This is a genomic window from Bradyrhizobium sp. WSM3983 (assembly GCF_000473045.1).
In the GTDB taxonomy this organism is placed as follows: Bacteria; Pseudomonadota; Alphaproteobacteria; order Rhizobiales; family Xanthobacteraceae; genus Bradyrhizobium.
Window position 1 is genome coordinate 284,158 of the sequence record NZ_AXAY01000005.1, and the last position, 23,363, is coordinate 307,520.

Here is a 23,363-nt window from a genome sequence, read left to right on the forward strand (position 1 = left end):
ACCTCACCAGAGATAGAAGAAAGCAAAGATGAACACCCACACCAGATCAACGAAGTGCCAGTAGAGGCCGGTGATCTCGACGATCTCGTAATACCCCTTCCGGCTTGTGAAGAAGCCGCGTCGTTCGCGATCGAAATCTCCTCGCAAGACCTTTCGCGCAATCGCGATCAGGAAGATCACGCCGATCGTCACGTGGGTGCCGTGGAAACCGGTGATCATGAAAAAGCATGCGCCAAACTGCGGCGCACCCCAGGGGTTACCCCAGGGCCGCACGCCCTCCATGATCAGCTTGGTCCATTCGAAGGCCTGCATTCCGACGAAGGTTGCGCCGAATGCCGCGGTGGCCAGCATCAGGGCCGCCGTTCGGACGCGGTCGCGGCGATAGCCGAAATTGACGGCCATCGCCATCGTCCCGCTGCTGCTGATCAGGATGAAGGTCATGATGGCGATCAGGATGAGCGGGATGTGCTTGCCCGCGATATTGAGGGCGAAGACCTCACTTGGGTTGGGCCACGGCACGGTCGTCGACATGCGCGCCGTCATGTACGACAACAGGAAACAGCTGAAGATGAACGTGTCGCTCAGGAGGAAGATCCACATCATGGCCTTCCCCCAGGACACGTTCTTGAAAGCGCGCTGGTCTGAGGCCCAGTCGGCGGCGATGCCTCGCCATCCGGGGATCGTTCCGGGCGCGGCCTTCGGATGTACCAGTGTCGTCTCTGCCATCGGTTCTTGCCCTCGCTAGGTGAGCAACTGGCGACAGATGTTCACGAAATTGTCGGTCCAGCCGGTCAGCAAACCGAGCAAGACCAGCCACACCAATAAAAGGAAGTGCCAATAGATGGCGCAGAGCTCGACGCTCAGGCGCACCTGAATCATCGGCGCGCCGCGCCACACCTTGGCGCTCGTTCTGCCGAGGGCTACCAGACCGCCGATCAGATGCAGCCCGTGTACCGCGGTGATCAGATAGAAGAAGGAATTGGCCGGATTGGACGCCACGACATAGCCGGCGACGTTCAGCTGCTGCCACACCACGAGCTGTCCGGCCAGGAACGTCACGGCGGATGCTCCGCCGACCAATAGGCCGACGGTCAAGCCCTCATGATCGTCGCGGTGCGCGGCCATCAGCGACCATTGCAGCGCCACGCTGCTGATGATCAGGACGCCGGTATTGATCCACAAAAGCCTGGGCAGCGGCAGTTCACGCCAGTCCACCATGTTGATGCGCATCGAGTAGGCGCTGATCAGGAGTGCGAACAGCGAGCCGACAACCGCGAGAAAAACGCCCAGCCCGATTTTCGCCGCCGGCACGGACGAACCCCTCTCGCCGCGAAAATCGACGGCCACCCCCTCCTCCAGCCAGGGCTTGGCCGCAAGCCTCTGCTGCGAGAGCCACCATCCTGCGATGGCCGCAATGGTCGCCATGAACAGGATGACGGCACTCACGGATGGGCTCCCTGCGCCGCCACTCCGGACGGCGGCTCATTTTGCGGCACGAAATCCCTGACGGCACCGGGAACGCTGTAATCGTAGGCCCAGCGATAGACGATAGGGAGTTCCTTGCCCCAGTTGCCGTGCCCTGGCGGGGTCTCCGGCGTCTGCCATTCCAGCGAGGTGGCGCCCCAGGGATTGCCGCCGGCGTCTTTTCCCTTGAACAAGCTCCAGACGAGATTGAACAGGAAGACGAGTTGGGCGAAGCCGACAATCAGGGCCGCCACGCTCATGAACGCATTGAGGTCATGGGCGGATGCCGGGACGAACGACGTCTCGCCAATGTCGTGATAGCGGCGGGGCATCCCAAGCAGCCCGAGATAATGCATGGGGAAGAAGACCGCATAAGCCCCGATGAACGTCACCCAGAAGTGGAACTTTCCAACCACATCATTGAGCATCCGTCCGGTCACTTTTGGATACCAGTGATAGATCCCGCCAAACACGGCCATGATCGGCGCGATGCCCATGACCATGTGGAAGTGCGCGACAACGAACATCGTGTCGGACAGCGGAACGTCCACGACCACGTTGCCGAGAAACAGTCCGGTGAGGCCGCCATTGACAAAGGTGACGATGAATCCGAGGGCGAACAGCATCGGCACCGTGAGATGAATGTCGCCACGCCAAAGGGTCAGCACCCAGTTGTAGACCTTGATGGCGGTCGGAATGGCGATGATCAATGTCGTGGTGGCGAAGAAGAACCCGAAATATGGGTGCATGCCGCTCACATACATGTGGTGCGCCCACACCACAAAGCTGAGAGCGCCGATCGCGACGATGGCCCAGACCATCATGCGATAGCCGAAGATGTTCTTCCGCGCGTGGGTGCTGATCAGATCAGAGATGATGCCGAAGGCCGGCAACGCAACGATGTAGACTTCGGGGTGGCCGAAGAACCAGAACAAATGCTGGAACAGGATCGGGCTGCCGCCGCCATACTTCGTCAGCTGCCCCATCTCGACGAGCGTCGGCATGAAGAAGCTGGTTCCCAAGAGGCGGTCCAGCAGCAGCATCACCGAGGCGACGAACAGCGCGGGGAAGGCCAATAACGCCATCACCGTCGCGGTAAAGATGCCCCACACCGTCAAGGGCAGGCGCATCAGCGTCATGCCGCGCGTGCGGGCCTGCAGCACCGTCACCACGTAATTGAGCCCGCCCATCGTGAAGCCGATGATGAACAGGATCAGCGAAGCCAGCATGAGAACGATGCCCCAGTCCTGCCCGGGAGTACCGGAGAGGATCGCCTGGGGTGGATAAAGCGTCCAGCCGGCGCCGGTGGGCCCGCCAGGCACGAAGAATGTTGCGGCCAACACCAGCACGGCGAGCAGGTAGACCCAATAGCTCAGCATGTTCACATAGGGGAAAACCATGTCCCGAGCGCCGACCATCAGCGGGATGAGATAGTTGCCGAAACCGCCAAGGAACAACGCCGTGAGCAGGTAGATCACCATGATCATGCCGTGCATAGTGATGAATTGCAGATACTGGTTGGCGTCGATGAAGGAGAATGTTCCAGGGAATCCCAGTTGCAGGCGCATCAGCCACGACAGCACCAGCGCCACCATTCCGATCGACATCGCCGTGATCGAGTACTGGACGGCAATCACCTTGGCGTCCTGCGAAAAGACGTACCGCGTCCACCAGCTCCTTGGATGATAAAGCTCGACTTCACCGACTTCGGCGGGCGGGATGCCTGCGACCGGATCAAACGGGATATCGACCATCGGAATTCCCTCCTTGGCCTTTTCAGCGACGAGTTCGCTTCACAATCTCCGGCATATCCTCGTCGGCCTGTTCATTCGCTACCTGTCTTGTACGCCGCCTTCGCGACGTCGCGCTGGCTCGACAACGCGGCGAACGTCTGCTGCTTCTCCAGCCACGCGTGATATTCCTTCTCTTCCTCGACGATGACCTTGCTGCGCATTTGCGCGTGCGCCACGCCGCAGAGTTCAGCGCAGAGAACGTCGAACGTTCCGGTGCGGGTGGGTGTGAGCCAGTAATACGTCACCGAGCCAGGTATCATGTCCATCTTCGCCCGGAACTCGGGCACGTAGAAATCATGCAGCACGTCGATCGATCGCAGCAGCACCTTCACCGGCTTGCCAACCGGCAGATGCAGATCCTCGTTTTGAACGACGACGTCGTCCTGTCCGTTCGGATCGTCGGGATTCAATCCCAGAGGATTCTCGGAACTGATATTGCGCGCATCCGACGTGCCGAGCCGGCCGTCTTTCCCGGGAAGCCGGTAACTCCACATCCATTGCTGTCCAACGACCTCGACCTCAGTCGCATCGGCAGGAACCGTGACGAACTGGTGCCAGACGACCAGGCCGGGCGCCAGCATGGCGACGACGCCGACTGCGGTCCCGATGCTGAGCCACCACTCGAGCTTCTTGTTCTCGGGATTATAGGCGGCCCGCCGTCCCTCTTTGTGGTGAAAGCGGAAGACACAATACGCCATGAACACGATGACCGCGCAGAACACCGCCCCGGTGATCCAGAACGTCAGGTTGATCGTGTCGTCGATGTAACGCCAGTTCGATGCGATCGGCGTCCACCACCATGGGCTGTAGACGTGGAACAGCACCGAGGCGATTGCAACCAGAAGCAGTATGAGCGCTACAGCCATCCCTCATCCCTCCTTGCCATTGAAGGCTACGGAGACGAACGAAAGGGCGGAGCTCACGTCAAAGGGATGGTGTCACGTTCACCATCAACGCGCCTCTTGCCTCGCCCATTCTGCCGGTCGCGTCGCTGGGACATGACATAGAGTCAGCGTCACGACCGCAATCTCATCGGAGCTGGGGGCGTTCAGTGATTTTAACATGGTCCCCGCCGGGCCCGGCGTCAATAGAGGAGTAGATTGCCCCCCCTTGTCAGGCGTGTGTTGGGGCGAATGCGTTTGCGCCTCGGCGAACGCCATTCAGCACGACCATGCGATGGTGCGTCGCAAAATGGCCGATGCGGAGGTGCGATTTCGCGGATCGCATCGTTCTCTTGCTTCTCCCGCGGATCGGACTAATTTGACTGTACCGGTTGCGACAGATGTCGTCCGACAAGCTCCTTCTCGTTGAACCTGATTTGCCGGACTCAGTCGCGATTTTCGCGCATGAGGCGGATGCGTGCGTCTTGAGGGCGCTCCGCTCTACGGCCACGAGCAAGGAGACCGGAACCATGACTACAGTCTTCGCGCCACCCAAACTACAATTGTTTGGCGTCTCGACCGTCTTTGTCGTTCGCAAGATCAGTCTTTCCGACTTGGGCAATGCGTTGCGCCTGGGCTGGGAAGACTTCAAGGCCATCCCGACCCACGCAATCGTCCTGTGCGTGATATATCCCGTCCTCGGACTCGTCCTGTTCAGACTTGTCCTTGGCCATTCGGTGCTGCCGCTGCTGTTTCCGCTCGCCGCCGGCTTTGCCCTGATCGGTCCGTTCGCCGGGCTCGGCCTCTACGAACTGAGCCGCCGCCGCGAGCGCGGAGAGGAGCCAGGCGCCTGGGATGCAATGCACGTGCTGCGCGCGCCGTCGTTCGGCGCCATACTCGAACTTGGCATTCTCCTGCTCGTTCTGTTCGGGGTCTGGATCGCCGCTGCAGACGGGATCTACGTCGCAACCTTCGGCCACGCTCCCGCTGCGAGCATCCCTGATTTCACACAGCGCGTGCTGACCACGCCCGAAGGCTGGACCCTCATCATCGTCGGATGCGGCGTCGGCTTCCTGTTCGCGGTGCTGAGCCTGTGCATCAGCATTGTCTCGTTTCCACTGATGCTCGACCAGCATGCGACGGCGATCGATGCGATCCGCACCTCGATACGAGCCGTCATGATGAATCCAATTGAGATGGCCGCGTGGGGATTGATTGTCGCGGTCTTGCTGGCGGTGGGCTCACTGCCTTTCTTCGTCGGCCTCTGCGTCGTTCTGCCGGTGCTCGGTCATGCCAGCTGGCATCTTTACCGCAAGGTGGTGGAGCCTGACCAGAATCCTCCGCAAGAAGAGCCTCGCCCGCCGATCGGTCACCGCTACGCGGCAGATTTCCCGGCGTCTCTCTTCCCGTGGAGTCGCGAGCGCTAAAGGAGTAGCCACGAACGGTCGTACCATCACCGTATTCGGCGGAACCGGCTTTCTCGGCAGCCGGATCGTGCGCCATCTGCTCCATCACGAATTCTCCGTCCGGATCGCGTCAAGGCATCCGGACGGGGGACCCATCCGGTCTGGTCCGGACAATCCACAACTTCAATCCGTAGAGGCCAACATTCACGACGAACGATCAGTCGCGAATGCGCTGGTCGGCACCTACGGAGTCATAAATGCGGTCAGCCTTTATCGCGAGCGCGGACCGGAGACCTTCTACTCGGTTCACGTCGAATCGGCTCAGCGGTTAGCAGCCCAGGCTCGCCGGGCGGGCGTTGAACGGTTTGTTCAGGTTTCGGGGATCGGCGCCGATGCCGCCTCGCCATCCAGCTACATCCGAATGCGCGGCGAAGGCGAACGGGCGGTCCGCGCTGAATTCGCCGAGGCATGTTTCGCCCGTCCGGCTGTGATGTTCGGACCGGACGACGCGTTTCTCAGCACCATCCTCAAGCTACTTCGTCAGCTTCCAATCTATCCGATGTTCGGCCGCGGCTGGACCAGATTGCAACCGGCCTACGTGGAAGACGTTGCGGAAGCGGTTGCCCGGATCATGGAGCGAGCCGAGAGCCAGCCGACGGCCTTTGAGCTCGGCGGCCCGACCGTCTACTCTTACGAGCAACTGCTGAGAGCGATTGCGCATCAGGCTGGCCTCGCGCCTCTTCTGATTCCAATCCCCTTTGCCGTTTGGGACGCGCTGGCATGGGCCTCCGAAATCATTCCTGGCCTACCCCTTACGCGCAGTCAGGTGGAGCTTATGCGGATCGACACCGTGTCATCACCGCGGATGCCTGGATTTGCCGAGCTTGGCATTTCGCCACTCTCGATCGAGGAACTCCTCCATCGGATGCTATCGAATCGAGGATAAAAGAGGCTCGCCGTTGCCCCTCTTTAACGGCCGACGCCTCACCGAGCGATGCCGCGTCGAAGATGCTTCCGACGGCGCGCAAGCGAGCATTGCGATGTCATCTGAACCTGAACCTGCCAGCCGGGTCATTGATGCCAGTCGGGTCGAATCAATCACCAAAAGAAAACCCCGGCGATCCATTGATCGCCGGGGCTTCCTACCAATTTGGTTGCGGGGATAGGATTTGAACCTATGACCTTCAGGTTATGAGCCTGACGAGCTACCGGGCTGCTCCACCCCGCGTTAAACCGTTGCTTTGCCTTCGCTTAAATGCCGGGGACGGTGGATCAGGGCCGACGCTGTTCGCGTGGCTTGCTTCTCCCGTCCCGAAGGCTTCCCTGGAAGGCAATCCCGGGGCAAAGCCCGTCGGGTGCGAGGGGTATGTACCAACCCGGACTGCCTTTGGAAAGGGCTGAGCGGACGTTTTTTTCGACTTTATGACAGGCTACGGGCGCGAAATCCGGCCGATTTGCCCTGCACTTGCCAGAAGTTCCACAAACCGCCAGCTTGCGGCAACAAAACAGAGGCGAAACGCCGATTTGGGGAGGACCGCCATGACCAACGCTCTGGACCGTTCCTTTGCGAGCGCCCCGCTGGCGGCGCTCGCGGACAGCTTTCAAGCCATGCTGGCGCGCTCGCGGGCCGAGCCGGCGCCTGATCTTGCAGAACGGCTCGACCGGCTGGCGCGACTGCGCGCCGTGGTCGCCGATAATGAGGAGCGTTTCCGGCAGGCGATCTCGGCGGATTTCGGCCACCGCGCGGCGGTCGAAACCACCATTGCCGAGGCGATGCTGGTGTTCTCCGAGATCCGGCATGCGTCAAAGCACCTGAAGAGCTGGATGGCACCGCAGCGTGTGGCGACTGCGCTGCAGTTCCTGCCCGCGCGCAACCGCTTGATCCCGCAGCCGCTCGGAATCGTCGGCATCATCGCGCCCTGGAATTATCCGCTTCAGCTCACGCTTGCGCCCGCGGTCGGCGCCATCGCCGCCGGCAACCGCGTCATCATCAAGCCGAGCGAGCTCGTGCCGCACTTTTCCGCGCTGTTGAAGGAGACGGTCGCGCAAAAATTCGACGCCACGGAGTTGCTCGTCACCGGCGTCGAGGACGAGATCGCAAAAGCCTTCGCACACCTGCCGTTCGATCACCTCGTGTTCACCGGCTCGACCCGGGTCGGACGGCTGGTCGCGGAGGCGACGGGGCGCAATCTCACGCCTGTCACGCTCGAGCTCGGCGGCAAGTCGCCGGCGATCGTCGATGCCTCAGCCGATCTCGACGAAGCGGCCGAACGCATCGCCTATGGCAAGCTGCTCAATGCCGGGCAGACCTGCATCGCGCCGGACTACGTGCTGGTGCCCGAGCGCGCGTTGCAGGCCTTCGCCGAAAAGGTGCGCGCGCAGATGCGGCGCATGTTCGGCACTGATCCCGCCAACAAGGACTACACTTCGATCATTTCCGACACTCACTATGCACGGCTTGAGGGGCTCGTTGCAGACGCCGTGCAGCGTGGCGCAAAGATCCTGCAACCGGCGAAGGCGGATGATCCCAACTGGAAGGCGCACCGCAAATTCCCGCCGACGCTGATCGTCGGTGCCACCGATGAGATGGCGGCGATGCGGGAGGAGATCTTTGGCCCGGTGCTGCCGGTGCTCGGTTATCACGAGCCGGCTGAGGCGATCGCCTTCATCAACCGCCGCGACCGGCCGCTCGCGCTGTACTGGTTCGGCAAGGACCGCGACGCTCGCGACGAGGTGCTCGCGCGCACCGTCTCCGGCGGAGTCACTATCAACGACTGCCTGTTTCACTTCGCGCAATCGAACCAGCCGATGGGCGGCGTCGGCGCCTCCGGCACCGGCGCCTATCACGGCGAATGGGGTTTTAGGACGTTCAGCAAGTTGAAGCCGGTGTTTTATCGCTCCAAGTTCAACCGCCTCGCCGATCTCTATCCGCCCTATGGCGGCAAGATTGCGCGGCTGGAGAAGATGATGCGGTTCATGTCGTAGGAGATACCAACACCGTCATTCCGGGGCGATGCGCAGCATCGAGCCCGGAATCCATTTCGCCTCACGATGTGCGGATCAACGGATTCCGGGCTCGCGCTACGCGCGCCCCGGAATGACAAAAAGCGGGGGACATATCAGTGACTGACACATTCGATTTCGTCGTCGTCGGCGCAGGCTCGGGCGGTTGCACGGTGGCGGGGCGGCTGTCGGAGGATGCGGGGACATCCGTGGCGCTGCTCGATGCCGGCGGACGGAACGACAGTTGGCGGATCACCACGCCATTCGGGCTGGCCCTGCCATACAAAGCGGCCAACTGGGCCTTCGATACCGTGCCGCAGAAGGGATTGAACGGCCGTATCGGCTATCAACCGCGCGGCAAGGGCCTCGGCGGTTCCTCCGCGATCAACGCCATGGTCTACATCCGCGGCCACAAATGCGACTACGACCATTGGGCCTCGCTCGGCAATGCCGGCTGGTCGTATGCGGACGTGCTGCCCTTCTTCAAGCGCTCGGAGAACAACAGCGATTTCGACGGCGAGTATCACGGCAAGGGCGGCCCGCTGCATGTCAACAGGCTGCGCTCGGACAATCCGATCCATGACATTTTCCATCAGGCCGCGCGCGAGGCGCAGTTCCGCATCCGCGAGGACTTCAATGGCGAGGACCACGAAGGGCTCGGCAGCTACCAGGTGACGCAGCACAAGGGCGAGCGCTGGAGCGCGGCGCGCGCCTATCTGCAGCCCCACATGGACAAGCGCGCGAATCTGCGCGTCGAGACGGCGGCGCATGCCACGAAAATCCTGTTCGAAGGCGGGCGCGCGGTCGGCATCGAATATGTGCAGGGCAAGCAGACGAAGCAATTGCGCGCGCGCCGCGAGGTGATCCTCGCCTCCGGCGCCTTCCAGTCACCGCAATTGCTGATGCTGTCGGGCATCGGCGATGGCGAGGCGCTTCGTACGCACGGCATCAAGGGCGTGCATCATCTGCCGGGCGTCGGGCGCAATCTGCAGGACCATCCGGATTTCGTGTTCGTCTACGCCTCCGACTATCCGCACTTCGTTCACTCATCACTCGGCCGGCTGCCATCCCTGCTCCGCGCCATCCAGCGCTACCGCCGGGAGCGACGCGGCCTGATGACCACCAATTTCGCCGAGTGTGGCGGCTTCCTGAAGACCCGACCCGACATCGAGGTGCCCGACATCCAGCTGCACTTCATCATCGCGATGCTCGATGACCACGGCCGCAAGAAGCACAAGGAGGCAGGCTTCTCATGTCACGTCTGCCTGCTCAGGCCGAAAAGCCGCGGCAGCGTGTGGCTGAAAAGCGCCGATCCGCTCGCAGCGCCGATGATCGATCCGAACTTCTTGGGCGAGGCGGAGGATCTCGAGACGATGGTCGTAGGCTTCAAGACCACGCGACGGCTGATGGAGACGCCAGCGATGCGCGCATTGCAGAAGAAGGACATGTTCACGTCCGGCGTGAGAACCGACGACGACATCCGCGCCATCCTGCGCAATCGCGTTGACACGGTCTATCACCCTGTCGGCACCTGCAAGATGGGCACGGACGCGATGGCCGTGGTCGATCCGAAGCTCAAGGTGCACGGCGTGGAAGGCTTGCGCGTCGTCGATGCCTCGATCATGCCGACGCTGATCGGCGGCAACACCAATGCACCGACCATCATGATCGGGGAGAAGGCGGTGGATATGATCCGGGCGGAGGTGCGGGCGAGTTAAGCAACGCTGTCTCCACGGGTCGTCCCGGCGAAGGCCGGGACCCATAACCACAGGGAGCAGTTTGGCGAAGATTGGTCGTTGCGTGGTACTGCAACCTGCGCTTCATCGCTAGATCACGCGGTATGGGTCCCGGCCTTCGCCGGGACGACGACTAAAGATGGTTTCTTTACCGAGGCCGAATAGACCTGATCTACGCGCGATGCCTGAGCTCCTGGAGCGAAATAAAACAGACGATTTTAGCGATCTGAAACCGGAACGATCGGTTCAGCGTTCACTCGTTCCATCGGCAGGGTTGCGCTCATGAATAGCTTCGATCTCGCAGTCTATGCGGCGCTCGCCATCGCGATCGGCTTCGGATTCAAGACCGGCCTGCTCCGCAGCGCCATGACCATTCTCGCCTATCTCCTCGCGGCCCCCATCGCCGTTTCGCTGATGCCGATGATCGCGCCGCAGATCGCCGGCAATCCGAATGCGCCGCAGTTCCAGAACTGGATCTGGTTCTTCGGCATCTTCCTGGTGGTCGGCATGTTGCTCGGATATATCGGCCGCTTCGTGCTGGACGACACGATCCGCGATGCCGGCATCGGCGACCGCCTCGGCGGCGCCGCGCTCGGCGCCATCCGGGTCGGCCTCGTCGCCACCACGCTGGTGCTGGTGTTCGACCAGATCGTACCGACCAACCGCCAGCCGCCCTTCCTCGCGGGGGCGCATCTGCGGCCGTTGTTCTCGGCGGTCGGGCAGATGGGCTTCAAGTCGCTGCCGCCGGAGGCCGCCGCCGCGATCGACCGCCTCAAGCAGGAGCGGCGCATCTGAAGTGTTTGGGCATGATCTTTTCGGAAAACCGCTGCGCGCTCTTCCGGATCATGCCCGCACATTTGCATCGCCGCCCGGGCGCGCATGCATTTTGACGCGGGCATGTCCCTTATCAGCGGCACTGATGTTGGCTAGAGTGCCGCCCGTCCAAAAACCTGCCTGACATTACGGGAGTGAAACAGTGGATCTTGGGATCAAAGGTCGCCGCGCCATCGTCTGCGCATCCAGCAAGGGCTTGGGGCGCGCATGCGCCATCTCGCTGGCCGAAGCCGGCGTTGACGTCACGCTGACCGCGCGCGGCGCCGAGGCGCTGAAGACGACGGCCGACGACATCCGCAAGGCCTATCCCGGCGTGAAGGTCACCGAGATCGTCGGCGACATCACGACCCCCGCCGGCCGCGAGGCCGTGCTCAAGGCCTGCCCCGAGCCGGACATTCTCATCAACAATGCCGGCGGCCCGCCGCCCGGCGATTTCCGCAACTGGACCCGCGACGACTGGATCAAGGCGATCGACGCCAACATGCTCACGCCGATCGAGCTGATCAAGTCGACCGTCGACGGCATGATGGCGCGCAAGTTCGGCCGCATCGTCAACATCACCTCGGCCGCGGTGAAGGCGCCGATCGACATCCTCGGCCTCTCCAACGGCGCGCGCGCCGGCCTCACCGGCTTCATCGCCGGCCTGTCGCGCAAGACCGTGATCAACAACGTCACCATCAACGGCCTGTTGCCGGGTCCGTTCGAGACCGACCGCCTGACCGGCACGGCGAAGGCCGAGGCCGACAAGCGCGGCACGACGCCCGAGCAGATCCTGGCCGAGCGCGCCAAACTCAACCCCGCCGGCCGCTTCGGCCAGCCCGACGAGTTTGGCTATGCCTGCGCCTTCCTGTGCGGCGCCAAGGCCGGCTTCATCACCGGTCAGAACATTTTGCTCGACGGTGGTGCCTTCCCGGGAACGCTGTGAGAACAGTCTGGTACGAGCAAACGGGGCCGGCCGTCGACGTTCTCACCTATGGTGAGATGGCGACGCCGGTCGCGCGCCCGGCCGAAGTTAACGCAGGGAGGGCGACAAGCTCGGCACCGTGATCGTCGACTGCGCCCGATAACGACTACGAGACCGGCGTCGTCCGGTCGTCGCTCCAGTCGATGCCAAGCTCGTCCATGCCGTCGGCCAGGAAATCGCCCAGCATCGGCTCACCCAGCAGATATTGCACCGCTTCGCGCCGCGGCGCCTTGTATTCGGCGCGGGCCTCAGCAGCGCGGGCACGCAGATCATCCCACTCATCCGCCTCACCGTCTCCGCGGCCGATCCACATCAACGTGACCAGGTCGATCTGCTCGTCCTCGTTCATGGCTCGGATGAAGCCGGCGAGCTCGGCTGCGACCGGATCGGAATTGGTGTCTTCCAGCACGTCAATCTCGTCATCGTCGGAGGGATTGGACCCCGAATCGGAATCGGAGGCCACGTCCTTGACGTCGAATTCGCGGGCCTTCTCGATGATGAAGGCGACCTTCTCGGCGGAAATGGCAAGCTCAGGCATGGGCTCCCCCTTTTGGATCTCGATGGGTTCCTGCGATAACGCAACATCACGACAGATGATCCATTGCCTTCGACGGTGGAAGACCGCATCTTTCGCGAAAGCAAGAAAATGAGGGGCACGCCCGATGCAGTGGAAGGTCGGCCGAGTCAAAATCACTGAGGTGGTGGAATTGGAAACGGTCGGCTCGACCCGCTTCATCCTGCCTCTGGCCAGCAACGACGAGATCCGGAAGCTGCCATGGCTGATCCCGCATTTCGCTACCGAAGAAGGCCGGCTGAAAATGTCGATCCATTCGCTTGTGGTGGAGACGCCATCGCAACGGATCGTGGTCGATACCGGGCTCGGCAACGACAAGCAGGGACGCAACGTCCCGATCTGGAATAACCGCAACACGCCGTTCCTGGAGATGATGGCGGCGGAGGGCTTCGAGCCCGACAGCATCGACACCGTGCTGTGCACGCATCTTCACGTCGACCATGTCGGCTGGAATACGAAGCTTGTCGACGGCAAATGGGTGCCGGCCTTCCCCAAGGCGCGTTACGTGTTCGGCCGCACCGAATACGAGCATTGGCGCGACCACTCGACCGAACCGGACAAGCAGGCCGTCTTTAACGATTCCGTGAAGCCGATCGTCGATGCCGACCGCGCCGATCTGATCCCGAGTGACCACCGGCTCAGCGACGAGATCAGCATGATCGCGACGCCCGGCCACAGTCCCGGCCATATGAGCATTTTGATCCAGTCGGACGGCGAACAGGGGCTGCTGACCGGCGACGTCGCCCATCACCCGTGCCAGATGGCGCATCTCGGCTGGTCCTCCACCGCGGATTCCGACCAGGCCCAATCGGCCGCGACGAGGGCCGCACTGTTCGGCCAGTTTGCCGATACGCCGACGCTGGTGATCGGCGGGCATTTCTCGGCCGGGCATATCCGGCGGGAGGGCGATGCGTTCAGGTTTGTAGTGTTGCAATCGTAGGACCTCCTACCCTTCGTCAAGGGTAGGAGGTCCTACGATCACCCGAATTGAGAGGGCTGCAATGCGTCCCTCTTTGAGCGGTTGAATTTCCCGCCGCCCTGTTCCATGAAGCTATTTAACCGATCAGTCCATCCCAAGGGAGAAACGAGAATGAAGCTTGTTCGTTACGGCGAAAAGGGTACGGAAAAACCCGGCCTGATCGACAAATCCGGCCAGCTGCGCGACCTGTCGGCGCATGTGAAGGACCTGACCGGCGAGGCCTATTCGCCGGACTCGCTGAAGAAGTTCGCCGCTATCGACCCGGCCTCGCTGCCCGCCGTCTCCGGCAAGCCGCGCTTCGGTGCGCCCGTCACCGGCATCTCGAAATTCGTCGCCATCGGCCTCAACTACAGCGACCACGCCAAGGAGACCGGCGCCGCCATTCCGACCGAGCCGATCATCTTCATGAAGGCCAACACCTCGCTGTCCGGCCCGAACGACAAGGTCGAGAAGCCGCGCGGCTCGACCAAGCTCGACTGGGAAGTCGAGATCGCCGCGATCATCGGCACCCAGGCAAAATACATCTCGGAGGCCGATGCGCTGAACTACGTCGCCGGCTATTGCGTCTGCAACGACGTCTCCGAGCGCAACTTCCAGACCGAGCGCCTGGGTCAGTGGACCAAGGGCAAGTCGCACGACACGTTCGGTCCGGTCGGACCCTGGCTCGCCACCAAGGACGAGATCAAGGACGTGCAGAACCTGTCGATGTGGCTCGACGTCAACGGTCAGCGCCGCCAGACCGGCTCGACCAAGACCATGATCTTCTCGATGGCCAAGTGCATCTCCTATGTCTCGCAGTTCATGACCCTGCTGCCGGGCGACATCATCACCACCGGCACCCCGCCCGGCGTCGGTCTCGGCATGAAGCCGCCGACCTTCCTCAATGTCGGCGACGTCGTGACGCTCGGCATCGAAGGCCTCGGCGAGCAGCGCCAGGAGATCGTTGCGGCTTGAGGTCTCCCCTCATCCTGAGGAGCGCGCAACGCGCGTCTCGAAGGATGCGCCAAGAACATAGTCACCCGACGTTCGCGCCGGGTGACGAGAGAAGATCTCTCGTTGTCCATCCTTCGAGACGCGCGCCAAAGGGCGCGCTCCTCAGGATGAGGTCTGTATGTCTGGATAGAGGTCATCCCCATGAAACTCTCCTTCTCCGCGGCCTCGCCCTTCGCCCGAAAGGTGCGCATCGCTGCGATCGAGCTTGGGTTGATCGACAAGATCGAATTCACGCCCGCAACCGTCGCGCCCGGCACGGCCAACGAGGACTATTCGCGCATCACGCCGCTGAAGAAGCTGCCGGTGCTGATCACCAATGACGGCGACGTCATCCTGGATTCCTATGTCATCGTCGAATATCTCAACGAGATGGCCGGCGGCAGCCTGATCCCGGATTACGGTCCGCGGCGCTGGAAGGCCAAGACCAATCATTCTCTGATCAACGGCATGCTCGATTCCATGCTGCTGTGCCGCTACGAAAAGATGGTGCGGCCGCAGGGCCTGCAATGGCAGGCGTGGTCGGACGACCACTGGAACCGGGCCTGGACCGGCATGGCGCGCTTCGAGAATATGGCTGACGTGCTGAACGGCCCGTTCGACATCTCGCAGATCGGCCTTGTTTGCGTGCTCGGCTACGCCGACTTCCGCTTCGCCGATTGCGGCTGGCGCAAGGCCTATCCAAAACTCGACGCCTTCCATCAGAAGATGCTGGAGCGGCCCTCGGTGAAGATCTCGGCGCCGCCAGCGGCGTAGCAGGATAGGCCAGGAGAATGACGATGCGCGATCAATTCTCCCGGTTCACAATTCTCGGCGCGGGCCTTGTGCTCGCGCTTTCCATCTCAGTCAGCAATTTACGGGCCGAGAGCACGCCGCCTGGACAACAAGGCCAGGCCTGCGGAGCGCCGTCACCGATCGACGATGGCTGGGAAATCTCGTCGCCCGACAGCGTCGGCATGGACGGCGCGCAGCTGTGCACCACCGCCGCGCGGCTTGAGCAGCAAGCAACAGCGGTCCATTCGGTCGTCGTCATCAGGCATGGCAAGCTCGTCTTCGAGCAATATTTTCCCGGCTATGACCAGCCTTGGGGCCAGACGGACGGCCAGTACGAATTCACCGCAACGACCAAGCATGACATGCGGTCGGCAACCAAGAGCGTGACATCGCTGCTGGTGGGAATCGCGATCGACCGCAAGCTCATCGCGGGCGTCGATGAGCCCGTTCTGAAATTCTTCCCTGACACCATAGCGGTCAGGCAGCCGGGATGGGACGCCATCACGCTGCGCCATCTGCTGACGATGTCCTCCGGCATCAAATGGGACGAAGCGCTAGCCTGGACCGATCCGAAAAACGACGGGCCGCATCTCGTCACCGAGCTGGATCCGCTGAAGTATGTATTGTCGCGACCGGTGGCAGCACCACCCGATAAACTATGGACCTATAATGGCGGCGGCACAGAGTTGCTCGGCAATATCATCGAGCAAGTCTCGAAAAAATCGCTTGAAGCATTCGCGCGCGAGGCGCTGTTCCAGCCGCTTGGAATCGCCGATTTCGAGTGGAAGGCCTACAAGAACGGCAAGATCGCGGCGGCCGCGGGCCTGCGCCTGCGGCCGCGCGATGCAGCGAAGATCGGCCAGCTCGTGCTCAATCGCGGCCAGTGGCACGGCCAACAAGTTGTCTCGGCCGACTGGATCGCACAATCGATCGCGCCGCGCTTCCAGGCGGTCGGCTATTTCGGCGGCACATTGTTCTACGGCTATCAATGGTGGATGGGCCGCTCGCTGGCCGGCGGCAAGGAAATCAAATGGGTCGGTGCGTTCGGCTGGGGCGGCCAGCGCATCTTCATCGTGCCCGAGCTTGATCTGGTCATGATGGCGACCGCCGCGCAATACGGCCAGCCGAAGGAAGGCCTGGCCGCGATCGACATCCTCTCCAACATCGTCATTCCGTCGGTGCGCGACGCGCACTGATTCCACAGGGAAGCGAGCATGAGCCTGAAATTCTCGGTCGGCGATCTCACTATCCACCGCATCATCGAACAGGAGACCAGCTTCGTGCCTGCGCTGGAGATGATCCCCGGCCTGACGCCCGAATTGCTGGCAGAGAATCGCGCCTGGATGAAGCAGGCGAAGGCGCTGGATGATCAGGACGTCTTGATCCTGTGCTTCCAGTCCTATGTGGTGAAGACACCGCACCACACCATCTTGATCGACAGCTGCATCGGCAACGACAAGCCGCGGCCGCAGCGGCCGAAATGGAACATGAAGACCGACGACACCTATCTGCGTGCGCTCAACGGCGCCGGGTTCGCGCCCGACGACATCGACTTCGTGATGTGCACGCATCTGCATGTCGATCACGTCGGCTGGAACACGCGGCTGGAGAACGGCCGCTGGGTGCCGACCTTCCCAAAAGCGCGCTACGTCTTCGCCAAGCAGGAATACGATCACTGGTTTGCGGAGAATGCCAAGGCGGAGATTCCGCCCTTCACCGACAGCGTGCTGCCGGTGGTCGAGGCCAAGCGCCATGAGCTCGTCGGCAACGATCATCAGATCGGCGACCACGTCCGCATCGTGCCGACGCCGGGCCACACGCCCGGCCACGTCGCCTTCGCGATGGGACGCGGCAAGGACGACGCGGTGTTCTCCGGCGACCTCATGCACTCGCCGCTGCAGACGCTCTATCCGGAGCTGTCGATCAAGTTCGACGTCGATCCGGCCAAGGCGGCAACGACGCGCCGCAGCTTTCTGGAACGCTATTGCGACACCGACACGCTGTGCTGCACCGCGCATTTCCCCTCGCCATCGGTGGGGAAGATCAAGCGCAAGGGCAACGCGTTCGTGTGTGCGGCGGTGTGATTGAGCTGAGATGCCGTAGGGTAGGCAAAGCGAAGCGTGCCCACCACGCCAAACGCGTCAAGGAATGGTGGGCACGGCGCGCGAAGCGCGCGCCTTTGCCCACCCTACGATTCCACCTGCGTGGAGAAAGCGATGACAACACTCCCCGACGTCCCTCTCCCCGCCGGTATCCGCTCGCGCTATGTCGACGGCATCAACGGCTTGCGCATGCATGTGCTCGAGGCCGGCTTCGAGAGCAAAGGTCGCCCGTGCATCCTGCTGCTGCACGGGTTTCCCGAGCTCGCCTTCTCCTGGCGCAAGGTGATGCCGGCGCTCAGCTCTGCCGGCTATCACGTGCTCGCACCCGATCAGCGCGGCTATGGCCGCACCACTGGCTGGACCGCCGATTACGACGGCGATGTCGCACCGTTTTCCCTGCTCAATCTGGTCCGCGATGCACTGGCCCTGGTGTCGGCGTTCGGCTACAAGCAGGTCGATCTCGCCGGACACGATTTCGGCAGCCCGGTCGCGGCGTGGTGCGCGCTGATCCGGCCCGACGTGTTTCGTTCGGTAGCGTTGATGAGCGCGCCGTTCGGCGGAGCGCCGGCGCTACCCTTCAACACGGTCGATAGTCCCGCGAAGCCGCCGGTCGAAGATCCCGTGCATCGCGAACTCGCCGCGCTGCGGCGGCCCCGCAAACACTATCAATGGTATTACGCAACGCGTCCGGCAAACGCCGACATGCAGCACGCGCCGCAGGGCGTGCATGATTTCCTGCGCGCCTATTATCATCACAAGAGCGCGGACTGGATCGACAACAAGCCTTATCCGCTGAAGTCGTGGTCCGCAGAAGAGCTCGCAAAAATGCCGACGTACTACGTGATGGACGCCGGTGAGACGATGGCCGAGACGGTCGCGAAGGAGATGCCCTCGCCGGCCGCGATTGCCGCCAATCGATGGCTGCCGGACAGCGACCTCGCCTATTACAGCGCCGAATATGGCCGCACCGGATTCCAGGGCGGTCTGCAATGGTACCGTTACGGCACGTCAGCCGTGCTCAACAACGAGATGCAGCTGTTTGCGGGACGCAGCATCGACGTGCCCTCGTGCTTCATCTCGGGCAAGCAGGATTGGGGCACTTATCAACGCCCCGGTGTGTTCGAGACGATGCAGGGGCGCGGCTGCACCAGGATGCTCGGCTGTCATCTCGTCGATGGCGCCGGCCATTGGGTGCAGCAGGAGCAGCCTGCCGAGGTCAGCCGTCTGCTGCTCGACTTCCTCGAAATGGCCCGCACCGCTTGAATTGACCTGAGAACCGCAGCGCCCTATATAGTTTAGAATTATTCTAAACTGATGAAACAGGGCCGTCGTGAAGAATTTTGCCGATTTGACCGAACGCGAGGTGCTTGCGGTCGCGATCTCCTCCGAGGAGGAGGATAGCCGCATCTATATGAGCTTCGCCGAGGACCTCAAAGAGCGCTATCCGGATTCAGCAAAGCTGTTCGAGCAGATGGCTGAGGAAGAGCGCGGACATCGCCACATGCTGCTGGAAATGTACGAGCAGCGCTTCGGTCCGCACCTGCCGCCCATCCGTCGCGAGGACGTCAAAGGCTTCCTGCGCCGCCGCCCGGTCTGGCTCACCAAGAACCTGCCGCTCGACACCATTCGCAGCGAGGTCGAGACCATGGAGATGCAGGCCGAGCGCTTCTACGTGAAGGCTGCCGAACAGGCGCAGGATGTCGGGGTGCGCCGCCTGCTCGGTGATCTCGCCGAAGCCGAGAAAGGCCACGAGCACACCGCCGCAAAGTTGACGGACCAGATTCTGAGCTCCGATGTGCGCGCGGAGGAAGACCGCACCAACCGCCGCCTGTTCGTCCTGCAATACGTGCAGCCCGGCCTCGCAGGCCTGATGGACGGCTCGGTCTCGACACTGGCGCCGCTGTTCGCGGCCGCCTTTGCCACCCACCACAATTGGCAGACGTTTCTGGTCGGCCTCGCCGCCTCGATCGGCGCCGGCATCAGCATGGGCTTTGCCGAAGCGCTGTCCGACGACGGCTCGCTCACCGGCCGGGGCTCGCCCTGGCTGCGCGGCATCATCTGCGGCGCGATGACAACGCTCGGCGGGCTCGGCCATACCATGCCCTATCTCGTGCCAGACGCATGGCCCAACGCATTCTGGATCGCGACCGCCATCGCCGGCATCGTCGTGTTCTTCGAATTGTGGGCGATCGCCTTCATCCGCGCGCGCTACATGGACACGCCGTTCCTGCAGGCGGTGTTCCAGATCGTGCTCGGCGGCGCCATCGTGCTGGCCGTGGGAATATTGATCGGGGCGGCGTAGACGATGGCAAGGCAACGTTCATACACTGTCGCGGCCGCAAGCCTGACTTGCGCATCGCTCCTGATCGCCTCAGGCGAGACAGCACGCGCCACCGACGAGATCCAGGTCTATAACGCCGGGATTGCCGATGTCGGGCAGTTCACGATCCAGCAGCACCTCAACTATGTCGCGCTCGGACAAAAGGACCCGCCGTTTCCCGGCGGCTTTCCGTCCAACCACAGCCTCAACGGCACGCCGGAATTCGCCTACGGCGTGACCGACTGGTGGGAGCTCGGGCTCTATCTGCCATTCGCCGTGCAGGACCGGCAATTCCTGTCTGACGCCTTCAAGCTGCGCACGCTGTTCGTCTCGCCGCATGCGGAGCAGCAGAATCTCTTCTATGGCGTGAATTTCGAGCTGAGCTATGAGATGCCCAAATTCGCGCAAACGCGATGGGGACTGGAGATCCGCCCGATCATCGGCGTGCGCAATTCGCAATATGAGTTCATCGTCAACCCGATCGTCGATATCGGCTTCGGCAGCAAGGGCGAGGCCGATTTCGCGCCCGCCGCCCGGCTGGCACGCAACTTCGGCAACGATTTGTTCGCCGGCTTCGAATATTACGCCGACTTCGGCGAGATCGGGAATTTCAGCAAGCTTCCCGACCAGCAGCATACGCTGTTTGCCGTCACCGATTTCAAGGCCGGTGTGTTCGATGTGAACTTCGGTGTCGGCTACGGGTTGACGCCGGCTTCTGACCGGCTCGTTGTCAAGACGATCATCGGCTACGCTTTCCCCGTGCCGGGTCAGAAACGGGACGCCAACATGCGGATGAGCAGCGGGCCCGTCAATCCGTTCATCCATGCTGCCGCACGCGGCTTCCAACCCTGACTGCGTCAGCGTCCAACGCCAGGATCCTCATGACCATCCGCCTTCAATACGGCACTCCCGCCAAGATCTTTCACTGGCTCATCGTCGCGTTGCTCGCCCTGCAATACCCGATCGGCTGGTTCATGCCGGATATCCATCCGGGCATGAACCCTGGCGCCGGCATGACGTTTCACCTGTCGATTGGAATGATAATCCTGGCGCTGACGGCTCTCCGCCTGCTCTGGCGTCTCATCCATCCCGTCGCGCCTGAGAGCTCTCTTCCCGCCTGGCAGCGCTTGTCTTCGGAGGCCATACACTGGCTGCTTTACGCGTTGGTGCTGGCGACGACGATCTCGGGCTGGCTGTTTGCGTCCTTCCGCGGATGGCCTGTTTCGTTCTTCTATTTTGTGCCAATGCCGATGCTCGCGTCCGGCAACGCAGCCGCCGGCCGGGCCATCGACGGCCTCCACCAGGCGATGGAATGGGCGCTGCTCATCACCATCGGCATTCACATCGCAGCCGCGTTCGTGCATATCTTCATCTATCGCGACCGCGTGATGCAGCGAATGTTGCCCGGGTAGCGTTCCGGGCAGATCAACCGCGATCAAACGCCGGTTGCGGCAAGAGAGAGAACCTTGATGAGCCAGGACATCGAACAGCTCACTGCACTCAACCGCAACTATGTCGGCTCATGTATCGCGGTGAGGCTATGAGGCCGATCGGGGCCGCCGCTCGATCGTCCAGCGCAACAAATCCAGCCGGTCGTTGCCGAAAAAGACGTCCGCCCCGACCGCAAAGCTCGGCACGCCGAAAATCCCGCGCGCGTAGGCTTCTTGCGTCTGCTCCGCGAGATGCACGCGTGCCTGCTCCGTGAAGGCGGCGGACACGAGGTCGGCTTTCGCTCCCGTGCACGCCAGGCAGGCCGCGAGCACCTCGGGATCGGCAATGTCCTGCTGTTCGCGCCAGAGTGCGTTTAACACAACAATGGAGAACGCCGCCCGCGCAGGCTCGTCGATAAGCGCCGCCAGACATAACGCCGGGACCGAATTCGGCCGCGCCGGTCGCGGCGCGCGCAAAGGCAGATCGTAATAGGCCGCAAGACGCCGCACATCCGCGATCAAATGAGCCCGCTTCGGCGCCGACAGCGGATCGGAATAAGGCGCCCAGGGCCGGCGCCCGGCCTGAAGGTTGAGCAGCACGTCGATGGAGACCGGGCACCACCGCCACGCGTGACCGTCGATCTCCCGATCATGGAGCCGATTGGCCGCAAAATAGGCGTAGGGTGACCTGAAGTCGTAGTAGACGTCGATTGATACCGTCATGCAGCCCCCCACCGGCGATCGGCTCTCGCCGATGGCCCGGCAGCCTAGCATCCGGCGGCGCGCGAATAATTCGCTATCGATCGAAGTGTATGGGCGGACGGACGCGGTTGGAGCTATGAAGCCGGTGAGGCGGACCCGTTGCCGCTCGACCCTCCGCTGTCATGCCGCGCGAAGACGGGCATCCAGTACGCCGCGGTCCGTCGGTTCTAGCACAACTGCCGCGAAGTACTGGATCGCCCGGCTAAACCGGGCGATGACACCTCAGCTAGATCAACTATCAAACACGATCACGCTGCGCAGCGTCTTGCCGGCTTTCATGTTGGCAAAACCCTCGTTGATCTCGGAGAGCTTCAGCTTGGCCGAGATCCAGTCCTCCAGATGCAGCCGCCCGCGCAGGTAGAAATCGACCAGCCTGGGCATGTCGACACGAAAGTGGTTCGAGCCCATCGACGAGCCCTGGATCCGGCGCTCGCGCAGGAAGTCAAAACCGTGCAGCTCGATCTTCTGGCCGAACGGGATCATGCCGACGATAGTGGCCGTGCCGCCGGAGGCGAGCATCCCAAAGGCCTGTTCCGCGGTTTCCTTGCGGCCGAGCACCTCGAAGGAGTGATGCACACCGCCATTGGTAAGATCGCGGACCTGCTTCACGACGTCGCCGTCGGCAGGATTGATGATGTCGGTCGCGCCCAGCTTGGTTGCGAGCTGGAGCTTTGCCGGATTGGTGTCGATGGCGATGATGCGGCCGGCACCTGCGATCTGCGCGCCATTGATCGCGGCCATGCCGACGCCGCCGCACCCGATCACTGCGACGGTCTCGCCCGCCGTCACCTTTGCCGTGTTCACCACCGCGCCATAGCCGGTGATGACGCCGCAGCCGATCAGCGCGGCGAGATCGAGCGGCATTTCCTTCCTGATTTTGACGATGGCGTTCTCGTGCACCAGCATCTGCTCGGCAAAGGACGAGAGATTGAGGAACTGGTTCAACTTCTCCGGCCTGTTCCACTGCATCCGGTTCGAAGCGCCCGGCAGCATCTTCACCGTGGTGTCGGTGCAGAGCACGGTGCGGCCGGTGGTGCAATTGTCGCAGGTGCCGCAGAACACGGACAGGCAGGTGACGACATTGTCGCCGGGCTTCACATAGGTGACGTCCGAGCCGACCTGCTCGACGATGCCGGCGGATTCGTGTCCGAGCACGGCGGGCAGCGGATGCGGATAGAGGCCTTCCATGAAGTGCAGATCGGAGTGGCAGAGCCCGGCGACTGACGTGCGGATCAGGACCTCGCGCGGGCCCGGCTTCGGCAGGCTGACATCCTCGATGACCAGCGGCTTGTTGACTTCATAGAGGACGGCGGCCTTCATCGAGCACTCCCTGTCGCTTTTCTTTTTTGAA

General features: G+C 62.4%; 22 protein-coding genes and 1 tRNA gene. 15 read left to right on the plus strand and 8 right to left on the minus strand.

Going from position 1 to position 23,363, the window contains the following annotated elements; genetic code table 11:
* Window positions 1-3: 3 nt before the first annotated feature.
* From YUA_RS0110790 to coxB, 4 genes are all read right to left on the minus strand, one after another.
* On the minus strand, window positions 4-726 hold the full coding sequence (locus YUA_RS0110790; RefSeq protein WP_027530699.1) for a heme-copper oxidase subunit III family protein: 723 nt from the start codon (window positions 724-726) through the stop codon (window positions 4-6).
* A gap of 15 nt (window positions 727-741) precedes the next feature.
* Entirely contained in the window at window positions 742-1,446 is a 705-nt protein-coding gene (locus tag YUA_RS0110795) for a cytochrome c oxidase subunit 3 (protein ID WP_027530700.1), read from the minus strand.
* Window positions 1,443-3,218 (minus strand): cytochrome c oxidase subunit I, encoded by a 1,776-nt coding sequence (gene ctaD, locus YUA_RS0110800; RefSeq protein WP_027530701.1) that lies wholly within the window; start codon window positions 3,216-3,218, stop codon window positions 1,443-1,445. Before ctaD ends, YUA_RS0110795 begins: the two co-directional genes overlap by 4 nt.
* 71 nt (window positions 3,219-3,289) lie before the next feature.
* Window positions 3,290-4,123, minus strand: a complete 834-nt coding sequence (gene coxB, locus YUA_RS0110805) for a cytochrome c oxidase subunit II (RefSeq protein WP_027530702.1) — start codon at window positions 4,121-4,123, stop codon at window positions 3,290-3,292.
* A gap of 545 nt (window positions 4,124-4,668) precedes the next feature.
* Between coxB and YUA_RS0110810 the strand changes: the two genes are divergently transcribed.
* Window positions 4,669-5,565 carry a DUF2189 domain-containing protein gene (locus YUA_RS0110810; RefSeq protein ID WP_027530703.1) on the plus strand — a complete coding sequence of 299 codons (897 nt, stop codon included), beginning with the start codon at window positions 4,669-4,671 and terminating at the stop codon, window positions 5,563-5,565.
* A gap of 25 nt (window positions 5,566-5,590) precedes the next feature.
* Window positions 5,591-6,490 carry a complex I NDUFA9 subunit family protein gene (locus YUA_RS0110815; RefSeq protein ID WP_027530759.1) on the plus strand — a complete coding sequence of 300 codons (900 nt, stop codon included), beginning with the start codon at window positions 5,591-5,593 and terminating at the stop codon, window positions 6,488-6,490.
* A 205-nt stretch (window positions 6,491-6,695) separates the two neighbouring features.
* On the opposite strand, the gene YUA_RS0110820 is transcribed toward YUA_RS0110815, so the two are convergent.
* A tRNA-Met gene (locus YUA_RS0110820) sits at window positions 6,696-6,772 on the minus strand.
* A 311-nt stretch (window positions 6,773-7,083) separates the two neighbouring features.
* Between YUA_RS0110820 and YUA_RS0110825 the strand changes: the two genes are divergently transcribed.
* The 4 genes from YUA_RS0110825 (at window position 7,084) to YUA_RS0110840 (ending at window position 12,042) form a co-directional block, all read left to right on the plus strand.
* Window positions 7,084-8,529 carry a coniferyl aldehyde dehydrogenase gene (locus YUA_RS0110825; RefSeq protein ID WP_027530704.1) on the plus strand — a complete coding sequence of 482 codons (1,446 nt, stop codon included), beginning with the start codon at window positions 7,084-7,086 and terminating at the stop codon, window positions 8,527-8,529.
* A 137-nt stretch (window positions 8,530-8,666) separates the two neighbouring features.
* A complete protein-coding gene (locus YUA_RS0110830) occupies window positions 8,667-10,265 on the plus strand; it encodes a GMC family oxidoreductase (protein WP_027530705.1) in 1,599 nt (532 codons plus the stop codon).
* 300 nt (window positions 10,266-10,565) lie between these two features.
* Window positions 10,566-11,078 (plus strand): CvpA family protein, encoded by a 513-nt coding sequence (locus YUA_RS0110835; protein ID WP_027530706.1) that lies wholly within the window; start codon window positions 10,566-10,568, stop codon window positions 11,076-11,078.
* Between the two features lie 181 nt (window positions 11,079-11,259).
* Complete coding sequence (locus tag YUA_RS0110840; protein ID WP_027530707.1) at window positions 11,260-12,042, plus strand: SDR family oxidoreductase; 783 nt, start codon at window positions 11,260-11,262, stop codon at window positions 12,040-12,042.
* 145 nt (window positions 12,043-12,187) lie between these two features.
* On the opposite strand, the gene YUA_RS0110845 is transcribed toward YUA_RS0110840, so the two are convergent.
* Complete coding sequence (locus YUA_RS0110845) at window positions 12,188-12,619, minus strand: DUF3775 domain-containing protein (RefSeq protein WP_027530708.1); 432 nt, start codon at window positions 12,617-12,619, stop codon at window positions 12,188-12,190.
* Between the two features lie 124 nt (window positions 12,620-12,743).
* Between YUA_RS0110845 and YUA_RS0110850 the strand changes: the two genes are divergently transcribed.
* From YUA_RS0110850 to YUA_RS0110890, 9 genes are all read left to right on the plus strand, one after another.
* Window positions 12,744-13,595 (plus strand): MBL fold metallo-hydrolase, encoded by an 852-nt coding sequence (locus YUA_RS0110850; RefSeq protein WP_027530709.1) that lies wholly within the window; start codon window positions 12,744-12,746, stop codon window positions 13,593-13,595.
* 150 nt (window positions 13,596-13,745) lie between these two features.
* A complete protein-coding gene (locus YUA_RS0110855) occupies window positions 13,746-14,588 on the plus strand; it encodes a fumarylacetoacetate hydrolase family protein (protein WP_027530710.1) in 843 nt (280 codons plus the stop codon).
* Between the two features lie 180 nt (window positions 14,589-14,768).
* Window positions 14,769-15,380 (plus strand): glutathione S-transferase family protein, encoded by a 612-nt coding sequence (locus YUA_RS0110860; protein ID WP_027530711.1) that lies wholly within the window; start codon window positions 14,769-14,771, stop codon window positions 15,378-15,380.
* Between the two features lie 23 nt (window positions 15,381-15,403).
* Entirely contained in the window at window positions 15,404-16,594 is a 1,191-nt protein-coding gene (locus YUA_RS0110865; RefSeq protein WP_027530712.1) for a serine hydrolase, read from the plus strand.
* A gap of 18 nt (window positions 16,595-16,612) precedes the next feature.
* A complete protein-coding gene (locus YUA_RS0110870) occupies window positions 16,613-17,482 on the plus strand; it encodes an MBL fold metallo-hydrolase (RefSeq protein ID WP_027530713.1) in 870 nt (289 codons plus the stop codon).
* Between the two features lie 132 nt (window positions 17,483-17,614).
* Window positions 17,615-18,763 carry an alpha/beta hydrolase gene (locus YUA_RS0110875; protein WP_027530714.1) on the plus strand — a complete coding sequence of 383 codons (1,149 nt, stop codon included), beginning with the start codon at window positions 17,615-17,617 and terminating at the stop codon, window positions 18,761-18,763.
* Between the two features lie 67 nt (window positions 18,764-18,830).
* Window positions 18,831-19,802, plus strand: a complete 972-nt coding sequence (mbfA, locus tag YUA_RS0110880) for an iron exporter MbfA (RefSeq protein ID WP_027530715.1) — start codon at window positions 18,831-18,833, stop codon at window positions 19,800-19,802.
* A 3-nt stretch (window positions 19,803-19,805) separates the two neighbouring features.
* The gene (locus tag YUA_RS0110885) at window positions 19,806-20,672 is read left to right on the plus strand and encodes a hypothetical protein (protein WP_027530716.1); all 867 of its coding nucleotides are present in this window, start codon (window positions 19,806-19,808) and stop codon (window positions 20,670-20,672) included.
* A 29-nt stretch (window positions 20,673-20,701) separates the two neighbouring features.
* Window positions 20,702-21,232, plus strand: a complete 531-nt coding sequence (locus YUA_RS0110890; protein ID WP_027530717.1) for a cytochrome b — start codon at window positions 20,702-20,704, stop codon at window positions 21,230-21,232.
* Window positions 21,233-21,358: 126 nt separating this feature from the next.
* Here YUA_RS0110890 and YUA_RS43790 read toward each other — a convergent pair whose 3' ends face one another.
* Window positions 21,359-21,973, minus strand: a complete 615-nt coding sequence (locus YUA_RS43790; RefSeq protein ID WP_051383140.1) for a 2-hydroxychromene-2-carboxylate isomerase — start codon at window positions 21,971-21,973, stop codon at window positions 21,359-21,361.
* A gap of 270 nt (window positions 21,974-22,243) precedes the next feature.
* A complete protein-coding gene (locus YUA_RS0110900; protein ID WP_027530718.1) occupies window positions 22,244-23,332 on the minus strand; it encodes a Zn-dependent alcohol dehydrogenase in 1,089 nt (362 codons plus the stop codon).
* Between the last annotated feature and the right edge of the window lie 31 nt (window positions 23,333-23,363).